Source organism: Streptomyces sp. NPDC049577 (assembly GCF_040675635.1).
Classification (GTDB): domain Bacteria; phylum Actinomycetota; class Actinomycetes; order Streptomycetales; family Streptomycetaceae; genus Streptomyces.
Map to the genome: position 1 here is coordinate 1 of NZ_JBFAPH010000122.1, position 17,400 is coordinate 17,400.

At 73.6% G+C, this 17,400-nt stretch carries 17 protein-coding genes and 1 riboswitch; of the genes, 14 read left to right on the top strand and 3 right to left on the bottom strand.

The window, feature by feature from the left end:
• Window positions 1–223: 223 nt before the first annotated feature.
• Window positions 224–892, top strand: a complete 669-nt coding sequence (locus AB0K09_RS15960) for a hypothetical protein (RefSeq protein WP_366065959.1) — start codon at window positions 224–226, stop codon at window positions 890–892.
• A gap of 105 nt (window positions 893–997) precedes the next feature.
• Here the strand turns inward: AB0K09_RS15960 and AB0K09_RS15965 are convergent, their stop codons facing one another.
• On the bottom strand, window positions 998–2,209 hold the full coding sequence (locus tag AB0K09_RS15965) for an MFS transporter (RefSeq protein WP_366065960.1): 1,212 nt from the start codon (window positions 2,207–2,209) through the stop codon (window positions 998–1,000).
• Between the two features lie 210 nt (window positions 2,210–2,419).
• Window positions 2,420–2,550, top strand: a riboswitch (FMN riboswitch).
• Between the two features lie 158 nt (window positions 2,551–2,708).
• On the opposite strand from AB0K09_RS15965, the gene ribD reads away from it, so the two are divergent.
• From ribD to AB0K09_RS16015, 10 genes are all read left to right on the top strand, one after another.
• A complete protein-coding gene (gene ribD, locus AB0K09_RS15970) occupies window positions 2,709–3,830 on the top strand; it encodes a bifunctional diaminohydroxyphosphoribosylaminopyrimidine deaminase/5-amino-6-(5-phosphoribosylamino)uracil reductase RibD (protein ID WP_366065961.1) in 1,122 nt (373 codons plus the stop codon).
• Window position 3,831: 1 nt separating this feature from the next.
• Window positions 3,832–4,455, top strand: a complete 624-nt coding sequence (locus tag AB0K09_RS15975; RefSeq protein WP_366065962.1) for a riboflavin synthase — start codon at window positions 3,832–3,834, stop codon at window positions 4,453–4,455.
• Entirely contained in the window at window positions 4,452–5,105 is a 654-nt protein-coding gene (locus AB0K09_RS15980; RefSeq protein ID WP_366065964.1) for a nicotinamide mononucleotide transporter family protein, read from the top strand. Before AB0K09_RS15975 ends, AB0K09_RS15980 begins: the two co-directional genes overlap by 4 nt.
• A complete protein-coding gene (locus AB0K09_RS15985; protein ID WP_366065966.1) occupies window positions 5,102–6,403 on the top strand; it encodes a bifunctional 3,4-dihydroxy-2-butanone-4-phosphate synthase/GTP cyclohydrolase II in 1,302 nt (433 codons plus the stop codon). The genes AB0K09_RS15980 and AB0K09_RS15985 overlap by 4 nt, the downstream gene beginning before the upstream one ends.
• A 58-nt stretch (window positions 6,404–6,461) precedes the next feature.
• Window positions 6,462–6,947, top strand: a complete 486-nt coding sequence (gene ribH / locus AB0K09_RS15990; protein WP_366065967.1) for a 6,7-dimethyl-8-ribityllumazine synthase — start codon at window positions 6,462–6,464, stop codon at window positions 6,945–6,947.
• Window positions 6,948–6,978: 31 nt separating this feature from the next.
• Entirely contained in the window at window positions 6,979–7,248 is a 270-nt protein-coding gene (locus AB0K09_RS15995) for a phosphoribosyl-ATP diphosphatase (RefSeq protein ID WP_366065976.1), read from the top strand.
• An 89-nt stretch (window positions 7,249–7,337) separates the two neighbouring features.
• Entirely contained in the window at window positions 7,338–8,186 is an 849-nt protein-coding gene (gene hisG, locus AB0K09_RS16000; protein WP_366065968.1) for an ATP phosphoribosyltransferase, read from the top strand.
• 35 nt (window positions 8,187–8,221) lie between these two features.
• Window positions 8,222–8,683 (top strand): PH domain-containing protein, encoded by a 462-nt coding sequence (locus tag AB0K09_RS16005; protein ID WP_366065969.1) that lies wholly within the window; start codon window positions 8,222–8,224, stop codon window positions 8,681–8,683.
• A 206-nt stretch (window positions 8,684–8,889) separates the two neighbouring features.
• Complete coding sequence (locus AB0K09_RS16010; protein WP_366065977.1) at window positions 8,890–10,224, top strand: hemolysin family protein; 1,335 nt, start codon at window positions 8,890–8,892, stop codon at window positions 10,222–10,224.
• Window positions 10,221–11,306: a hemolysin family protein gene (locus AB0K09_RS16015; protein WP_366065970.1), complete on the top strand. Its 1,086-nt coding sequence runs from the start codon at window positions 10,221–10,223 to the stop codon at window positions 11,304–11,306. Before AB0K09_RS16010 ends, AB0K09_RS16015 begins: the two co-directional genes overlap by 4 nt.
• Window positions 11,307–11,312: 6 nt before the next feature.
• Here AB0K09_RS16015 and AB0K09_RS16020 read toward each other — a convergent pair whose 3' ends face one another.
• Window positions 11,313–13,247: an AAA family ATPase gene (locus AB0K09_RS16020; RefSeq protein ID WP_366065971.1), complete on the bottom strand. Its 1,935-nt coding sequence runs from the start codon at window positions 13,245–13,247 to the stop codon at window positions 11,313–11,315.
• 505 nt (window positions 13,248–13,752) lie between these two features.
• Complete coding sequence (locus tag AB0K09_RS16025) at window positions 13,753–14,355, bottom strand: hypothetical protein (protein WP_366065972.1); 603 nt, start codon at window positions 14,353–14,355, stop codon at window positions 13,753–13,755.
• Window positions 14,356–14,569: 214 nt separating this feature from the next.
• Between AB0K09_RS16025 and AB0K09_RS16030 the strand changes: the two genes are divergently transcribed.
• The 3 genes from AB0K09_RS16030 to AB0K09_RS16040 form a co-directional block, all read left to right on the top strand.
• Window positions 14,570–15,940, top strand: a complete 1,371-nt coding sequence (locus AB0K09_RS16030; protein WP_366065974.1) for a C39 family peptidase — start codon at window positions 14,570–14,572, stop codon at window positions 15,938–15,940.
• Between the two features lie 299 nt (window positions 15,941–16,239).
• A complete protein-coding gene (locus tag AB0K09_RS16035; protein ID WP_366065975.1) occupies window positions 16,240–16,383 on the top strand; it encodes a hypothetical protein in 144 nt (47 codons plus the stop codon).
• A 92-nt stretch (window positions 16,384–16,475) separates the two neighbouring features.
• Window positions 16,476–17,400 (top strand): PAS domain S-box protein (locus AB0K09_RS16040; RefSeq protein WP_366065978.1); only part of this gene is annotated, 925 nt, incomplete at its 3' end.

A 17,400-nucleotide genomic window follows, 5' to 3' on the forward strand; every position in this document is an offset into this window, starting at 1 on the left:
GTCGCGGCGGTGCCCGCGCCGGTGGGCCGGGGCCTGATCATCTGCGGGTCGTCCGATCGCGCGCGCACGCGTACGGGCCGCCGCGCCGCCGTGGCCCGCGCTGTTGCTGCGATCGGCTCAATTAACACCTCGTAGGGCTGTATGCCTGTGACCATCGGCGAGCCCACCCCATATGCGAGGTATGCGTCATGGTGTCCGATTTCCTGCACTACAGGAGACACACATGCGTAAGCTCGTCGGCCGCTCCGCGGCCGCCGCGATCATCGCCGCGGGCGCCATCGTTCCGCTTGCGAGCGTGGCCTCGGCCGCCCCGCAGGCGCCCGCCTCCCAGGCCGGGGACCACGACCACGGCCGTGACGACTGCGACCGCGGTCGTGGTGGTGGCTGGGGTCGCCACGAAAGCTGGAGCCGCTGGGGCCGCGGCTGGGACCGCGGCTGGGGCAACGGCTGGGACCGTGACTGCGACCACGGCTGGGGCCGCGGTGGCGGCTGGGGCAACTGGGGTCTCGGTGGCTGGGGCAACTGGGGCCACGGCGGAAACAACTGGGGCCACGGCGGTGGCAACTGGGGCCACGGCGGTGGCGGCTGGGGCGACTGGGGTCGCAGCGGTCACTCCAAGTTCAACATCGTCGTAGGCAACGGCAACTACAACACGTGGGGCTTCAGCAGCCACCACCGTGACGGTGACCACCACCGCTGGGGTGGCTGGGACCGCGACCGCGACTGCGACCACGGTCGCTGGGACCGCCGTGACGACTGCGACCACGGCCGTGACCACGGTCGCTGGGACCGTCGTGACGACTGCGACCGCGGCCGTGACCACGGCCGGCGTGACCACGACCGCCGTGACCACGACCGCCGTGGCCACCACGGCAAGGGCAACGTGTTCTGATCTGTTGCGCCGCACGTCCCCGACCGCGGGCCGTGGTACGGGCTTCGGCCCGCCACGGCCCGTGGCGTGTGCCCGTCACCCGGACGCCGGTCACCCCGGCGCCGGTCACCGGTGGGCGGCCGGGGACTCCCGCCGTGCCACGCCCTCCCGGGCCGGCGCCCGCAGCACCCCCGCCCCGCCCACCAGCCCCACGGTGAGCGCCGTCACGAGGCCGAACGAGACCACCAGCGACGACGCGTCCGCGAGCTGCCCGATCACGGCGGGCGCCACCAGCCCCGAGGCGTAGGTGACCGTCGCCACCCCGGCGATCGCCCGGCCCGGCTCCGGCCCGCTGCGCCCGGCCGCCGCGAAGGCCAGCGGCACCACGACCGCGATCCCCAGCCCCAGCAGCGCGAACCCGGTCAGTGCGGGCGCCGGCCCCCTCGCCGGACCACCCGCCAGGACCACCAGCGCCCCGCCCGTCGTCGCCAGCACCCCGCCCGCCCGTACCGTCCGCACCGGCCCGAACCGGCGCACCGCCGCGTCACCCCCGAACCGGGCCACCGCCATCGCGCAGGAGAACGCCGTGGTGCACGCCGCGGCCAGACCCGGATCCGAGCCGACGACATCGCGCAGATAGACCGCCGACCAGTCCAGACTCGCCCCCTCCGCGAAGACGGCGCAGAACCCCACGGCCCCGATGACCAGCGCCGAACGCGGCGGCAACGCGAACCGTGGCGGCGCGTGCTCCCCGGGTGCCGCCCGCACGTCCAGCACCCGCCGGCAGACGGCCGTGCCGAGCAGCGCGAGGACGCCCGCGGCCACGCCGAGGTGGAGGCGGGCGTCGACGCGCGCGTGCGCGGCGACCGTGCCCGCCGCCGAACCGGCCAGCCCGCCGGCGCTCCACATCCCGTGCAGCCCCGACATGATCGGCCGGCCCAGCCGTTCCTCCGTCCGCACCCCGAGCGCGTTCATGGCGACGTCCGCCATCCCCGACGTCGCGCCGTACACCCACAGCGCGGCGCACAGCGCGAGGAGCCCGGGGGAGAGGGCCGGCAGCACCGGTGCGGCGCACCACAGGACCAGCAGCCCGGACAGCGCGAGCCGGGAGCCGAAACGATGACTCACCCGCGCCGCCAGCGGCATCGCGCAGGAGGCGCCGATCGCGGGGAAGGCCAGCGCCATCCCCAGCTGCCCGGCGCCGGTGCCCGCGTGCTCCTGGATCCACGGCACCCGGGTGGCGAAGCCGCCCGTCACCGCCCCGTGCACGGCGAAGACCGCCGCCACCGCCCAGCGCGCCCGCCGCACCCCCTCGGGTATCCGGCCCGTTCCGCCCATGCGGTGTGCCCCCTCCCCGCGGCCGGCCACCGGCGGCCGGCGCCCGTCACACCGTCCCACACGGCTCACGCCCGGGGCCGCTGTGTCAAGTCGGCGTGGACACCGCGGTACCGCTCGGCGTACGCTCGGACTCGTCGAACTTGGGGATCTCAAGAGAATCCGAGAAATCCGCAGGTCAGACAATCTGTACTATTGGTTCATTCAGTTACGCAGCGCACTCCGGGGTCGGTGAAAGTCCGAACCGGCGGTTACAGTCCGCGACCCGTCCGCAGCCAGCGGCCGGTTGACCAGGTGAAATTCCTGGACCGACGGTTAAAGTCCGGATGGGAGGCAGTGCGCGGCGGGCCCGCATCGGCACACCCGTGGCCGGTGGCGCGGACGGTCCGCCCCTTCGAGGGCACCCCGCACCGCCCCGGTGTGCACCCCTGCGGCGTACCCGCTCGTCGTCGATCCTCATCGACGCCCCGGAGTCCGTGCCCGAAGAGGCAGGAGGACCCCGGTGGCCACCGCGACCGAAGCCGACGCGATGCGACGCGCCATCGCGCTCGCCGCCCGCGCCCTCGGCTCGACCAGCCCCAACCCCGTCGTCGGCTGCGTCGTCCTCGACGCCCGCGGCCGCACCGTCGGCGAGGGCTGGCACCAGCGCGCCGGCGGCCCGCACGCCGAGGTCAACGCGCTGCGCGCCGCCGCCGAGGCCGGTCACGACGTACGCGGCGGCACCGCCGTCGTCACCCTCGAACCCTGCAACCACACCGGCCGCACGGGCCCCTGCGCCCAGGGACTGATCGACGCCGGCATCGCCCGCGTGGTCTACGCCGTCGCCGATCCCAACCCCACCGCCACCGGGGGCGCGGCCACCCTCGCCGCGGCCGGCATAGAGACCGAGGGCGGCCTGCTCGCCGACGAGGCCGCCGCCGGCAACGCCGCCTGGCTCACCTCCGTGCTGCACCACCGCCCCTTCGTGGTCTGGAAGTACGCCGCCACCCTCGACGGCCGCAGCGCCGCCGCCGACGGCACCAGCCGCTGGATCTCCTCCGCCGAGTCCCGCGCCGACGTGCACCGGCTGCGCGCCGAGGCCGACGCCGTCGTCGTCGGCTCCGGCACCCTGCGTGCCGACGACCCGCATCTGGCCGTGCGCGGACGCGAGGACGTCACCCAGCCGCTGCGCGTCGTCGTCGACACCAACGCCACTGTCAAGCCCGGCGCCCGGGTCCTCGACGACGCCGCACCCACCCTGATCGCGGTCGCCGAGGACGCCGACACCCGCCACCTGGCCGGCGTCGAGACCGTCCGGCTGCCGCGCGGCGCCGACGGCGCCGGCCTCGACGTCGCCGCCCTGCTCACCGCCCTGCACGAGCGCGGCGTCTGCTCCCTCCTGCTGGAGGGCGGCTCCACCCTCGCCGGTGCCTTCCTGGCCGCCGGGGCGGTGGACCGCGTCATCGGCTACCTCGCGCCCGCGCTGCTCGGCTCCGGACCGACCGCTCTCGGCGACGCCGGCATCGGCACCATCGCCCAGGCGCTGCGCCTCGACGTCACCGACGTCACCCGGGTCGGCCCCGATCTGCGCATCACCGCCACCCCCATCGCCCCCGCCACCGCATCTGTCCCCGAGGAGAACTGACGTGTTCACCGGAATCGTCGAAGAACTGGGCGAGGTCGTCGCCGTCGAGAAGCTCGGCGACAGCTCCCGGTTCCGGCTGCGTGGCCCCGTCGTCACCGAGGACGCCAAGCACGGCGACTCGATCGCCGTGAACGGCGTCTGCCTCACCGTCGTCGAGACCGCCGACGGCGAGTTCACCGCCGACGTCATGGCCGAGTCCCTGAACCGCTCCAGCCTCGGCGCCCTCGGTCCCGGCTCCCGCGTCAACCTCGAGCGCCCCATGGCCCTCGGCGGACGCCTCGGCGGCCACCTCGTCCAGGGCCATGTGGACGGCACCGGAACGATCCTGGAGCGGCGGCCCGCCGAGCACTGGGAGATCGTCAAGGTCGCCCTGCCGGACGGACTCGGCCGCTACGTCGTGGAGAAGGGCTCCATCACCGTCGACGGCGTCAGCCTCACCGTCGTCGAGGCGGGCGACGACTGGTTCACCATCAGCCTCATCCCCACCACGCTCGATCTGACCACGCTCGGCCTCAAGCAGCCCGGCGACCCGGTCAACCTGGAGGTCGACGTCCTCGCCAAGTACGTCGAACGGCTGATGGGGCAGCGCCCGGCCGGCACCGGTGCCGGGGAGGGCGCCGCGTGAGCGCCCTCGACTGGCTCAACGGCGAGGCGTTCTCGGTCCTCGGCCAGCACGTCATCTGGTCCGACATGATCGGCAACCTCATCGGACTGGCCGCACTCGCCCTCGGCTGGCGCCGCTCCGTGGCGACCTGGCCCGCGCAGTTCCTCTCCGGGCTGATCCTGGTCGCCGCCTACGCCCAGGCGCACCTCAGCGGCGGCGTCGGCAAGCAGGTCCTCGTCATCGTCGTGGCGCTGTGGGGCTGGCGGCAGTGGGCCGCCGGCAGGCGCGACGCCCAGGACGGCTCCATAGCCGTCCGCTTCGCCACCTGGCGCGAGCGCGGCGTGCTGCTCGCCGGCACCGCCCTCGGCACTCTCGCCGTCGGCGCCCTGTTCACCGCCGTGCCCGAACTCTCCTGGAACCCCTGGCCGGACGCGTACATCTTCGTCGGCACCCTCGCCGCGATGGTCGCCCAGGCCCGCGGGCTCGTCGAGTTCTGGTTCGCCTGGCTGCTCGTCGACGTGGTCGGCGTACCGCTCGCCTTCACCAGCGGCCTCGCCTTCTCCGGCCTCGTCTACGTCGTGTACTTCGCCCTGGTCCTGTGGGGCATGCGTGACTGGTGGCTTCGCTCCCGTACGGCCGCGAAGCCCGCACTGGAAGGAGCGGCAGCATGACTGCCCTGGACACCCTGCAGAGCCCGACCTGGTACCCCACCGACGAGCTCGTGCTCGACCCCGTCGAGCGGGCCGTCGCCGACATCGCGGCGGGCCGGCCCGTCGTCGTGGTGGACGACGCCGACCGGGAGAACGAGGGCGACCTCGTCGTCGCGGCGGAGAAGATCACGACCGAGATCGTGGCCTTCATGATGAGCGAGTGCCGGGGCCTGATCTGCGTCCCGATGGAGGAGGGCGACCTCGACCGGCTCCATCTGCCGCAGATGGTGGAGCACAACACCGAGTCGATGCGCACCGCCTTCACCGTCTCCGTCGACGCGACCCGCGAGCACGGTGTCGACACCGGCATCTCCGCCGCCGACCGGGCGAGGACCATCCGGCTCCTGGCGAGCAGCGCCTCCGTGCCCGGCGATTTCGTCCGGCCCGGCCACGTCTTCCCGCTGCGCGCCAGGCCCGGCGGTGTCCTGGTGCGCAACGGCCACACCGAGGCCGGCGTCGACCTGGCCCGGCTCGCCGGTCTGCGCCCGGCCGCCGCCATCGTGGAGATCGCCGGCGAGGACGGGGCCATGCTGCGCCTGCCCGAGCTGGTGCCCTTCGCCCGCAAGCACGGCCTGTCGATCATCTCCATCGAGGACCTGATCGCCTACCGCACCTCCTCCGAGCCCGCCGTCCGCCGGGAGGCCTCCACCCGGCTGCCCACCGCCTTCGGCGACTTCACGGCGCACGGCTACCGCTCGACCGTCGACGGCGTCGAGCACATCGCGCTCGTCGCGGGCGAGATCGGCGACGGCGAGGACGTCCTGGTGCGCGTCCACTCCGAGTGCCTGACCGGCGACGTCTTCGGCTCGCTGCGCTGCGACTGCGGCCCCCAGCTCCACGCCTCGCTGGAGCGGATCTCGGCCGAGGGCCGGGGCGTCGTCCTCTATCTGCGGGGCCACGAGGGCCGCGGCATCGGACTGCTGTCCAAGCTGCGCGCCTACGAACTCCAGGAGGGCGGCCACGACACGCTCGACGCCAACCTGGAGCTCGGGCTGCCCGCCGACGCCCGCGACTACGCCGCCGGCGCGCGCATCCTCGCCGACCTCGGCGTGCGCTCGCTGCGGCTGATGACCAACAACCCGGACAAGACCGCCGCCCTGCGCCGCCACGGCCTCACCGTGACCGGCCGGGAGCCCATGCCCGTCCAGGCCGGCGAGCACAACCTCCGCTATCTGCGCACGAAGCGGGACCGCATGGGGCACGATCTGCCCTGGCTGGAGTCCGAGCCGGCCCCGGTGTCCGCCTGCGGCAGCCAGTGACCCGACCCGTACGAACAAATAACCGAACCAGCATCGAAGCAGTCGAGGAGACGACGACGTGAGCGGCAAGGGCGCCCCCGAGCTGAGTGTGAAGAACTGCCAGGACCTGCGGGTGGCCGTGATCGCCGCGCAATGGCACGAGAAGGTGATGGACGGCCTCGTCGACGGCGCCCTGCGCGCCCTGCACGAGCTGGGCATCGACGAGCCCACCGTGCTGCGCGTCGCCGGCAGCTGGGAGCTGCCCGTCGTCGCCAAGGCCCTGGCCGGCCGCGGCTACGCCGCCATCGTCGCCCTCGGCGTCGTCATCCGGGGCGGCACCCCGCACTTCGAGTACGTGTGCCAGGGCGTCACCCAGGGGCTCACCCAGGTGTCCGTCGACACCGGGGTCCCCATCGGCTTCGGCGTCCTCACCTGTGACACCGAGGAGCAGGCCCTGGACCGCGCCGGGCTCGAGGGCTCGGCCGAGGACAAGGGCCACGAGGCGGTCACCGCCGCCGTCGCCACGGCCGTCACCCTGCGCTCCGTCGCCGAGCCCTGGCACTGACCCGGCGGGTGGACCCCGTAGGGTAGGGACCATCATGTCGAAGACGTTCGAGGAGCTCTTCGCCGAGCTCCAGCAGAAGGCCACCGGCGATCCCGCCGCCTCCCGCACCGCCGAACTGGTGGGCAAGGGCGTCCATGCCATCGGCAAGAAGGTCGTCGAGGAGGCCGCCGAGGTCTGGATGGCCGCCGAGTACGAGGGCGCCGAGGCCACGGCCGAGGAGATCTCCCAGCTCCTGTACCACCTTCAGGTGATGATGATCGCCCGGGGCATCTCCCTCGACGACGTCTACGCCCACCTCTGATCCGTCCCGTCCCCGACACGCCCGGTCCCGACCCGCACCACCCCGCAGTTCCCCAGCACAGCCACCCACGCACGAAGGAAGCCGACCTCATGCTGCGCATCGCCGTTCCCAACAAGGGTTCTCTCTCCGAGCCTGCGTCGGCGATGCTCCATGAGGCCGGCTACCGGCAGCGCAAGGACCGCAGGGAACTGGTGCTCGTCGACGCCGCGAACGACGTCGAGTTCTTCTTCCTCCGCCCCCGCGACATCGCCGTCTACGTGGGTTCCGGCAAGCTCGACATCGGCATCACCGGCCGCGACCTGCTGCTGGACTCCGGCGCGGAGGCCGAGGAGATCCTCCAGCTCGGCTTCGCCGGCTCCACCTTCCGCTACGCCACCCGGCCGGGCACGGCCCACGAGGTCACCGACTTCGGCGGCATGACCATCGCCACCTCCTTCGCCGGGCTGGTCACCAAGCACCTCGCCGACAACGGCGTCGAGGCCTCCGTCGTCCACCTCGACGGCGCCGTCGAGACCGCCATCCAGCTCGGCGTCGCCCAGGTCATCGCCGACGTCGTCGAGACCGGCACCACCCTGCGCAACGCCGGACTGGAGATCATCGGCAAGCCCATCCTGGAGTCCGAGGCCGTCGTCATCCGCCGCACCGGCGCCGGTGTCGACGACCCCAAGGTCCAGCAGTTCCTCCGCCGCATGCAGGGCGTCCTCGTCGCCCGCCGCTACGTGATGATGGACTACGACATCCGCGTCGAGCACGTGGAGCGCGCCGTCGCCCTCACCCCCGGCCTGGAGTCGCCCACCGTCTCCCCGCTGCACCACGAGGGCTGGGTCGCGGTCCGCTCGATGGTCCCGGCCGCCGACGCCCAGCGCATCATGGACGAGCTGTACGAACTGGGCGCCCGCGCCATCCTCACCACCAACATCCACGCCTGCCGCCTCTGACCGGCGGTCCGGTAGCACGAGAACCGAAGAGAACCATGCCCGAACTGCCCGTCACCTTCCGCCCGACCACCACCCGGGTGGTGCTGCTCGGCGTCGGTGTCGCCCTGCTCTTCGTGCTCACGGGGATCCCGCTGATGCTGGAGTCCTTCACCACGGGCGACCGGATCACCTTCATCACCACCGGCCTGCTCGGCCTCGGCGTCCTCATGCTGCTCAGCCGGCCCAAGGTCGTCGCCGACGAGGCCGGCGTCACCGTGGTGAACCTCACCCGCACCCGGCGGCTGGCCTGGGCCGAGATCGTCCGCGTGAACCTGCGCAACGGCGACGCCTGGGTCCATCTGGACCTCTCCGACGGCACGAGCCTGCCGGCCATGGGCATCCAGCCGGGCATCTCCAGGCAGCGGGCCGTCGCCGACGCCCGCGCCCTGCGGGCCCTGGCCGAGGCCCACGGCACGGGGCGCCCGGACGCGCCGGCCCGCCCCGGCGACGGGGCCTGACCTGACGGTTCCCCCGCGGCCCGGGGGCGGCGGCCCGCCCTCTTCCGCGCTTCCTTGATTACTCTGTTGCCCAGGGGCACACACGTGCCCCGCCCCGGGCGCCCACCGACGGGGACCCTGCGAACCGAGGAGTGACTCCCCCCGGCAATGGACGGATCGTCCTGTAGTACCTGCGCCGCCCCCCACAGCGAGGCGGCGTCATGAGCATCACCGCGTCCGTGCTGCTGCTCGCGGCAGCCCTTCTCCTCATCCTGGCGAACGGCTTCTTCGTCGCGGCCGAATTCGGCCTCGTCACGGTCGAGCGACCCGAGGCCGAACGGGCCGCCGCCGACGGCGACCGGCGGGCCCGCACCGTCGTCGCGTCGCTGCGCGAACTCTCCTTCCAGCTCTCCGGCACCCAACTGGGCATCACCATCACCTCCTTGGTGGTCGGCATGCTCGCCGAGCCCGCGCTCGGCACCCTGCTCACCGGCCCCTTCGCCGCCGCCGGCCTGCCCGCGGGCGCCGCGCCCGGCGCCGCCGTCGTGACCGGCATGCTGGTGGCCTCCGCCGTGCAGATGGTCATCGGCGAGCTGGTGCCCAAGAACTGGGCCGTCTCCCGGCCGCTCCAGGTCGCCCGGTTCGTCGCCGGCCCGCAGAGCGCCTTCGCGCATCTCTTCCGGCCCGTGATCACCCTGCTCAACGCCGTCGCCAACCGCCTCGTACGGGCCATGGGGGTGGAGCCCGCCGAGGAGCTGGCCTCCGCCCGCACCCCCGGCGAGCTGGTCTCCCTCGCCCGCCACTCGGCCCGGGCCGGCGCCCTGGAGCAGGACACCGCCGATCTGTTCGTCCGCACCCTCTCGCTGGGCGAGCTCACCGCCCAGCACGTGATGACCCCCCGGGTGAAGGTCAGCGCCCTCCAGTCCACCGCGACCGCCGAGGATGTCCTCAACCTCACCCGCGCCACGGGTCTCTCCCGTTTTCCGGTCTACCGCGAGCGTCTGGACGAGGTCGTCGGCATGGTCCATCTGAAGGACGCCCTCGCCGTGCCGGGCCACGACCGGCTGCGCACCCCCGTGGGGCGCATCGCGGTGGCCCCCATGCTCATCCCCGGGACCCTGCCCGTGCAGCCGCTGCTGGAGCGGCTGCGCAGCGAGCAGCCGATAGCCGTCGTCGTCGACGAGTACGGCGGCACCGCCGGGGTGGTCACCCTGGAGGACATCGTCGAGGAGCTCGTCGGCGAGGTCCGCGACGAGCACGACGCCCTCGATGCCGGCCGGCCCGAACTGGCCCCCGTCCCGTGCGAGGACGGCCGCTCCACCGCTTGGGACGCGGACGGCGGCTGCCGTGTCGACACCCTGCGCCGCATCGGTCTGGAGGCCCCCGACGGCCCCTACGAGACCGTCGCCGGACTCGTCGCCGACCTGCTGGGCCGCATCCCCGTCCCCGGTGACGCGGCGGAGCTGCCGGGCTGGCGGCTCTCCGTGCGCCGGGTCGGCCACCACCGGGCCGAGCGGGTGCGCATCGTCCGTACGGAGACCGCGGCGGTGGTCCAGCGATGAACGCGCTGCAACTGCTCTTCGCCGCCCTGCTGGTCCTGGCCAACGGCTTCTTCGTCGGAGCCGAGTTCGCCCTGGTGTCGGTGCGCCGCAGCCAGATCGAGCCCAAGGCCGCCGAGGGCTCCGGGCGGGCCCGCACGGTCCTGACCGGCCTGGAGAACCTTCCGCAGATGATGGCGGCCGCCCAGTTCGGCATCACCGTCTGCTCCCTGACGCTCGGCGCGGTCGCCGAGCCGACGGTGGCCGCCCTGCTGGAGCCCGTCTTCCACGCGGTGCGGCTGCCCGAGGGGCTGGTCCACCCGCTGGGCTACGTCATCGCCCTGGCGCTGGTCGTCTTCCTGCACCTGGTCATCGGCGAGATGGTCCCGAAGAACCTGGCCATGTCCGCCCCCGACCGGGCGGCGCTGTGGCTGGGCCCCGGGCTCGTCGCCTTCGCCCGCGCCTGCCGCCCGGTCACCCGGCTGCTCGGCGCGTGCGCGCACGGCGTGCTGCGGCTCTTCCGCGTCGAGCCGAAGGACGAGGTCGAGGCGGTCTTCACGAGCGAACAGCTCACGCATCTCGTCGAGGACTCCCACCAGGCCGGCCTTCTCGGCCCGGTCGAGCAGGAGCGGCTGGCCGACGCCCTGGAACTGGGCAGCCGCCCGGTCACGGACGTCCTCCTGGACCCGGCCACCCTGGTGACGGTCGCCCCGTCGGTCACCCCCCGGGAGGTCGAGGAGCTGACGGTCAAGACCGGCTACTCCCGCTTCCCGATATCCGCCTCGGGCCGCCCGGGCAGCGCCGTCATGGGCTACCTCCATGTCAAGGACGTCCTCGACCTGGAGGACCGCGACCGCGCGGTGCCGCAGCACGTCTGGCGCCGCGTCGAGACGCTCCGGGCCGAGTTGCCGCTGGACGACGCGCTGACCGTCATGCGGAGGGCTGCCGCCCACCTGGCCGCCGTCGCGGACGGCTCGGGGCGGGTGCTGGGGCTGGTCGCGCTGGAGGACGTCCTGGAAATGCTCGTCGGCGAGGTCCGCGACCCGGCCCACCGCGCCGTCCCGGTGGCGCGGGGACCACGCGAACAGGAGGTGGTGGCGGGCTGACGCGGCCTAGCCCAGGGGATCCTGGCCCGAGGGGCCGGTGGTCCAGCCCGGGCCCGAGAGGACCTCTCCGTATGCCTGCATGAGGTCCGGCAGGCGCAGCGTCGCGAGGTCGTCGCGGGTCGGCGTCCCGGGGTAGCCGGACAGGCGCAGATCGCGGTAGGCGCAGCTCTTCTCGTAGAGGGTGCGCAGGAAGCGGCCGTTGCCGAGTTCGTCGATCCAGCCCTGCTCGACGACGTGGGCGCTGATGCTGCGGAGTTCCTCCAGGGACTCCTCGTCCCAGGCGTCGCCGTTCTCCGCGGCGAGGACCTCGCCGATGCTGGTGAGTTCGGCGGGGCGGTAGCTGGGGAAGTCGACGCGGGTGGTGAAGCGGGAGCCGAGGCCGGGGTTGGCCGCCAGGAGGCGGTCCATGCCCTCCGGGTAGCCGGCGAGGATGACGACGAGGCGGTCGCGGTTGTCCTCGGCGCGCTTGAGGAGCACCTGGAGGGCCTCGTCGCCATAGGCGTCGCCCTTGCTGTATCCGGTGTTGGAGAGGGAGTACGCCTCGTCGACGAAGAGGACGCCGCCGAGCGCGGAGTCGATCAGTTCGTTGGCCTTGACGGCGGTCTGGCCGAGGAACTCGCCCACGAGGTCGGCGCGCTGGGCCTCGACCAGGTGGTCGCCGCCGAGCAGGCCGAGCGCGTAGAAGACCCTGCCGAGGATGCGGGCGACGGTGGTCTTGCCGGTGCCGGAGGGGCCGGAGAAGACGAAGTGGCGCTTGGGCGGCTGGACGGGCAGGCCCTCGCCGGCGCGCAGCCGGGCCATGTGCAGCTGGGCGGAGAGCGCCCGTACCTGCCGTTTGACGGGTTCCAGGCCGACCATCCGCTCCAGCTCGGCCAGGGCCTGGGCGAGCAGGACGGGATCGGAGCGGCCGGGCAGCGGCTGGGGGTGGGGCTGGGCGGGGAGGCGGACCTTCTCACGGACCCCGTCGGCCTCGGCGGGGGCGCTGCCGCCGGGCCCGGGGTCCGGTTCGGCGCCGGTGGTCAGCAGGTCGCGGCCCTCGAGCGGGCCGGCCAGCGGTCCTGCGGTGCCCTGTGTCTCGCCGCCGTCGAAGGCCACGACGGGCTCGGCGGGATCGGGCCCGGGGCTTCCCGGGCCGGAGCCGAGGGGCACGGAGGCCAGGTCGACGGGGTCGTCCAGGCCGTCGCCGTCGGCGATGGCGGTCAGCCGGGCGGAGGTGTCCATGAAGGAGGGGTCCACGCGGTGCACGGCCCGGTAGAGGGGGAGCGCGGCGGCGCTGCGGCCGGTGCCCTCATGGGCCCGCGCCAGCCAGTAGCGCAGTTCCTTGCGCTGGGGCTGTTCGCTGCGGCAGCGCATGAGGGCGGCCGCCAGCAGCGGCTCGGCCTGCCCGTACATCTCCAGCCGCACCCGGGCCATGCCGCCGAAGAGCCCGGCCTCGATGCCGAGCAGCGGGTCGTCCAGCAGCGGCTCGGTGTGCCGGACGAGCTGTTCCCAGTCCTTGACCAGATACGCGCGGCAGGCGTGCAGGAAGCGCACCTGCGGATCCGTCTCGATCGGCGGGCAGCCAGCCAGGGCGCGGTCCAGCTCGGGGACGTGCCGGCCGTCGAGCCAGTGCGAGGCGTGGGCCAGTAGCAGGTCCCGGCTGCTCTCCAGCACCGGCTGCACCCACCAGCCCAGCCAGTACCAGGAGTTCAGCGGGCGCCGGTGCCGCAGGCGCTGCTCGCCGAAGCGGTCGCGGTGCCGGTACATGCGCAGCAGCGCCGTGGTGGGGTCGTGGCGCAGCGCGTGCAGACCGAGCCAGGCGTCGGCCATGCCCGGATCGATACGGACGGCCGTCCTGAACTCCTCCTCGGCCTGCGCGTAGGCGCCCATCGTGTAGGCGTCGACGGCGCGCAGCCAGGCGAGATCGGCCGGGGCGGGCGGGCCCTGCATGCCGAGATCCATCACGTCCCCCACAAACTGCCCCCGTAGCGTGCTGCCGGGCGAGTGCCTGGCCGCGCCTTTCCGAACCGCTGTGCTGTGGACGGGAGTTGACCAGTGCCTTCGGCGCACGGCGACGGGGTGCCCGCCGACGGGTGTGCGCCGCATCGCATCGTACCTGCGCCATCGGGGTCGGCCGAAGGGTGCGGCGGGGGCCTTGGGGGAGCGCACGCGCTCCGGGGGCGGGCGCGAGGGCGTTCCGGGGGGTGATTACCCAGGGTGATGCCAAGGGGCGCGCTGAAGGGACAAAGCGCGCGAACCCATGGGCGCGGGGCAGAACGAAGCCCCCGATCACGGGGGAACAACCGGGGGCCTCGCGTTCACAAGCGGCCGTCTCGGACCGCACATTGAGAACGTAAGTCCTGTACGGGCGCCGGGTCAAGCCGAGTTGAAGCACTCTGCGGAGGTCGTCCGGAGCCGGGCGGCCGGTCGCCGGGAGTCGTTCACCGAGCGTGACGGCCGGGGAGGTTCAGTCGGTTTTACCGGGCCCCTCAAGTACCGCATATCCCTTCTGCCCCTGGTGAACCAGGAGTTGGGCGTACGGGCGGCTGGGGTCCGTGGCGAAGTGCCCGCGCTCCGCGCGCTTCCAGCCGTCCCAGAATTCGGTAAGCCCTGGACCATCACGGAGTTGACCCCTTTCCCAGGAGCTCTCATGCGTCAACTCCATCCACAGCAGGCACGCCAGATACGGGCGTACGGCCCGCCGGCCCGCGCCCACGCCCTCCAGCAGGACGACCGGCGCCGCCGGCAGCTCCCGCTCCTCGTCCGCGAACCGCCGGTCCACCCAGTCGTAGGCCCGGTACCGGCCGGACTCCCCGCGCGCGAAGGGGGCGAGCACCCACTCGGACAGCCGGCCGGTCCACTCGAACAGCTCCTCGTGCGTCGCGAGGTCGTCGAGATGGAGCACCGGCGCCCCGCCGAGCGCCTCCGCCAGGTGGGCGGCGAAGGTGGTCTTCCCGGACCCGGCGTGCCCGTCGACGGCGACGAGCCGCACCGGCCCGACGGACGGCGGCAGGGCGCGCAGCCGGCGGGCGAGCGAGGGGAGCGGGCCGGAGCGGAGGTGATCGTTCACCTGGCCACCCTAGGGGGCCTTGCACCGGGCCCGCACCGGGCCCGCACCGGGCCCGGCCCGGCCCCGGCCCGGCCCCGGTATGGGGACGCGCCGGGCGGGGAATCACTGGCCGGGGACCCGCGGGCGGCGCACAGTGGTACGGCCGCACCGTGCCGCTCCGCACCGCCCGCGCCCCGCCGCACCCTCCGTACCCGACTGGGGGACACACACGACCATGTCCAGCAGACCCGCGCCCCGCCGCACCGTGCTCGCCGCCGCCCTCGCCGTCGCCGCGGCGGCCTGGCCCCTGACCTCGGCCGCCCCGTCCGCGGCCGTGCCGCACGACGGGCCCGCCGGCCCGGAGGGCGCCGTCGACTACCGCGCCTGGGCCACCTTTCCCCAGTGGTCGAGCGGCACCGCCGCCGGCACCCGGGTGCGCTCCGACGGCCGCCCCGGCCTCGTCATCGCCCGCCCCGCCGGCACCGAGCGGTACACCGACCCGCACACCGGCATCACGGCCGACTGGGAGTACGCCACCTGGACCTCCCCGGTCCACACGCTCCCCGCGCCCGCCACCGAGATCGTCGTCTCCTGGAACGCCCACACCCCCGCCCGCACCTGGATCCAGGCCGAACTGCGCGCCACGTACACCGACCGCACGCGCAGCCCCTGGTACGTGATGGGCCGCTGGACCTCCGGCGACTCCGACGAGGACATCCGGCGCACCTCCGTCGACGGGCAGGGCGACGGCAGGAGCAGCGTCTCGACCGACACCCTCGCCGTCGACACCCCGGCAGGCGGGCTGCGCCTGGCCTCGTACGAGCTCCGGCTCACCCTCTACCGGGCGCCCGGCACCCGGCGCACGCCCACCGTGTGGCGGCTGGGGGCGATGGGCTCGGACATCCCCGACCGCTTCACCGTGCCCGCCTCGCGGCCGGGGGAGGGCGCGGGCCACAAGCTGTCCGTCCCGCGCTACTCCCAGGAGATCCACAAGGGCCAGTACCCCGAGTACGACAACGGCGGCGAGGCCTGGTGCAGCCCCACCTCCTCGGAGATGGTCATCGAGTACTGGGGCCGCCGGCCCTCCCGGGAGGACCTCGCCTGGGTCGATCCCTCCTACGCCGACCCCCAGGTCTGCCACGCCGCCCGCCGCACCTACGACTACGCCTACCAGGGCTGCGGCAACTGGCCGTTCAACGCCGCGTACGCCGCGAGCTACCCCGACCTGCAGGGCGTGGTCACCCGCCTGCGCTCGCTGGGCGACGCCGAGCGGCTGATCCGGGCCGGGATCCCCGTCATCACCTCCCAGTCCTTCCTGGCCTCCGAGCTCGACGGCGCCGGCTACGGCACGGCGGGCCACCTGATGTGCGTCGTCGGCTTCACCAAGAGCGGCGACGTGATCGCCAACGATCCGGCCAGCCCCTCGGACGCGGCCGTCGAGCGGGTCTACAAGCGGCGCCAGTTCGAGAACATCTGGCTCAGGACCAAGCGGTACAACGCCCAGGGCCAGCTCCGCGGCGGCTCCGGCGGCGTCTGCTACCTGTACTTCCCCCTGCGCCCGACGGCCCGTCAGACCCGGGCGCTGGCCTCCGTGGGCGTGCGCTGAGGAACGTCGTCCCGCGGCCCGCGCACCGGGGGTGACCCCAGCGGGCCGCGGGTTTCTCCGTCATGTGATCATTTCCCGGAATGGGCCGTATAAAGGGGGCACACCCACCCCCGGCCCCGGAAAGAGACGCATCTCACGTGCAAAGCCGGTTTCGGAGCGCATCGGAGGGGATCGCGGCAGGAGGCGAAGATGAACAGTGGTCAAATGTGGACGACTCATTTCCGTTTGCCACTTCATTTCGAACGAACGATCAGTAGCCTCTGCTCAACACCTCTGAGACGAGCTGGAGAGACAGTCTGATGGAGCGTCTCCTGTCCGTACCGGGCCTCATTCGCCGTCGCCCCGATCTGAACCGACCGGTCGCGCTGCTGTCCGCGTCCGGCGCGGCCGCGACGGCGCGGGACGGCGTCACCGGGCACGCGGGTACGGGGCAGAAGCGGTGAATCTTCAGTCCCGTTGCAGAACCCCGCACACGAACGAGGCCGGGGCGGCCGTTTCCGGCGATCCCGAGCAGCGGCCCCGGTTCGACGACCGTCTGCGGCGCTTCGCCGCGATCTGGAGCCGGGCCGTCCACCCGGCCCTGCCGCCCTCCGTGACCCGCGCCGAGTTCGAGCAGCGCCTGCTGCCGCTCGCCGCCGTCCTCCGTGACGCCCTGCACGCCCGGCCGTTCGACCCCCGGCCCGGCGCCGAGGTCGGCGCCGCCCTCGTCCGGGCCCACTGCACCGACCCCGACGCCCTGCCGCTCGTCCTCGGCGTCGTCGACGCCTACCTCGTGCTGTACTGCCCCCCGGACCGCACGGTCCCCGTCGAGGAGAGCCGGGCCCGCTGCGCGCGGCTCCAGCACGCCCTCGCCGCCGGTTTCACCCGCGCCCTGCTCGAACGCGCCGCCGCCGAACAGCGGGCCGCCTCCCGGGCCGCCCTCGCCGAGCGCGCCCGTACCGAGCAGGCCCTGCACACCAGCGAGGCCCGGTTCCGCGCCGTCTACCGGGCGGCCGCCCTCGGCGTCGGCATCGCGGACGTCGACGGCCGCATCACGGACGTCAACGACGCCCTCCTGCGCATGTTCGGCACCCCCGAGCACGGCATCACCGGCCGCAACGTCGGCGAGTTCGTCCATCCCGAGGACACCCCCGAGGTCTGGGGCCTCTACCGCGAACTCGTCCGCGGCGACCGCGACTCCTACCAGGTGGAGAAGCCGTACTACCGGGCCGACGGCAGCGTGCTGTGGACCGACCTGTCGGTGTCCCTGCTGCGCGACGCCACCGGCCGCCCCCGGCAGCAGATCGCCCTCCTGGAGGACATCACCGAACGACGGCTGCTGCGCGAGCGGCTGCGCTACGAGACCACCCACGACGCCCTCACCGGTCTGCCCAACCGCACCCGGTTCTTCGAGCGCCTCGACGACGCCCTCGATGGCGCCGGCGACGCCCGGTTCGGCCTCTGCTACCTCGACATCGACG

Excerpts from the sequence above, each read along its gene's own strand:
- AB0K09_RS15960 (WP_366065959.1), top strand. The coding sequence starts at position 224 with ATGCGTAAGCTCGTCGGCCGCTCCGCGGCCGCCGCGATCATCGCCGCG.
- AB0K09_RS15965 (WP_366065960.1), bottom strand. The coding sequence starts at position 2,209 with ATGGGCGGAACGGGCCGGATACCCGAGGGGGTGCGGCGGGCGCGCTGG.
- AB0K09_RS15985 (WP_366065966.1), top strand. The coding sequence starts at position 5,102 with ATGACTGCCCTGGACACCCTGCAGAGCCCGACCTGGTACCCCACCGAC.
- hisG (WP_366065968.1), top strand. The coding sequence starts at position 7,338 with ATGCTGCGCATCGCCGTTCCCAACAAGGGTTCTCTCTCCGAGCCTGCG.
- AB0K09_RS16005 (WP_366065969.1), top strand. The coding sequence starts at position 8,222 with ATGCCCGAACTGCCCGTCACCTTCCGCCCGACCACCACCCGGGTGGTG.
- AB0K09_RS16015 (WP_366065970.1), top strand. The coding sequence starts at position 10,221 with ATGAACGCGCTGCAACTGCTCTTCGCCGCCCTGCTGGTCCTGGCCAAC.
- AB0K09_RS16020 (WP_366065971.1), bottom strand. The coding sequence starts at position 13,247 with ATGGATCTCGGCATGCAGGGCCCGCCCGCCCCGGCCGATCTCGCCTGG.
- AB0K09_RS16030 (WP_366065974.1), top strand. The coding sequence starts at position 14,570 with ATGTCCAGCAGACCCGCGCCCCGCCGCACCGTGCTCGCCGCCGCCCTC.
- AB0K09_RS16035 (WP_366065975.1), top strand. The coding sequence starts at position 16,240 with ATGGAGCGTCTCCTGTCCGTACCGGGCCTCATTCGCCGTCGCCCCGAT.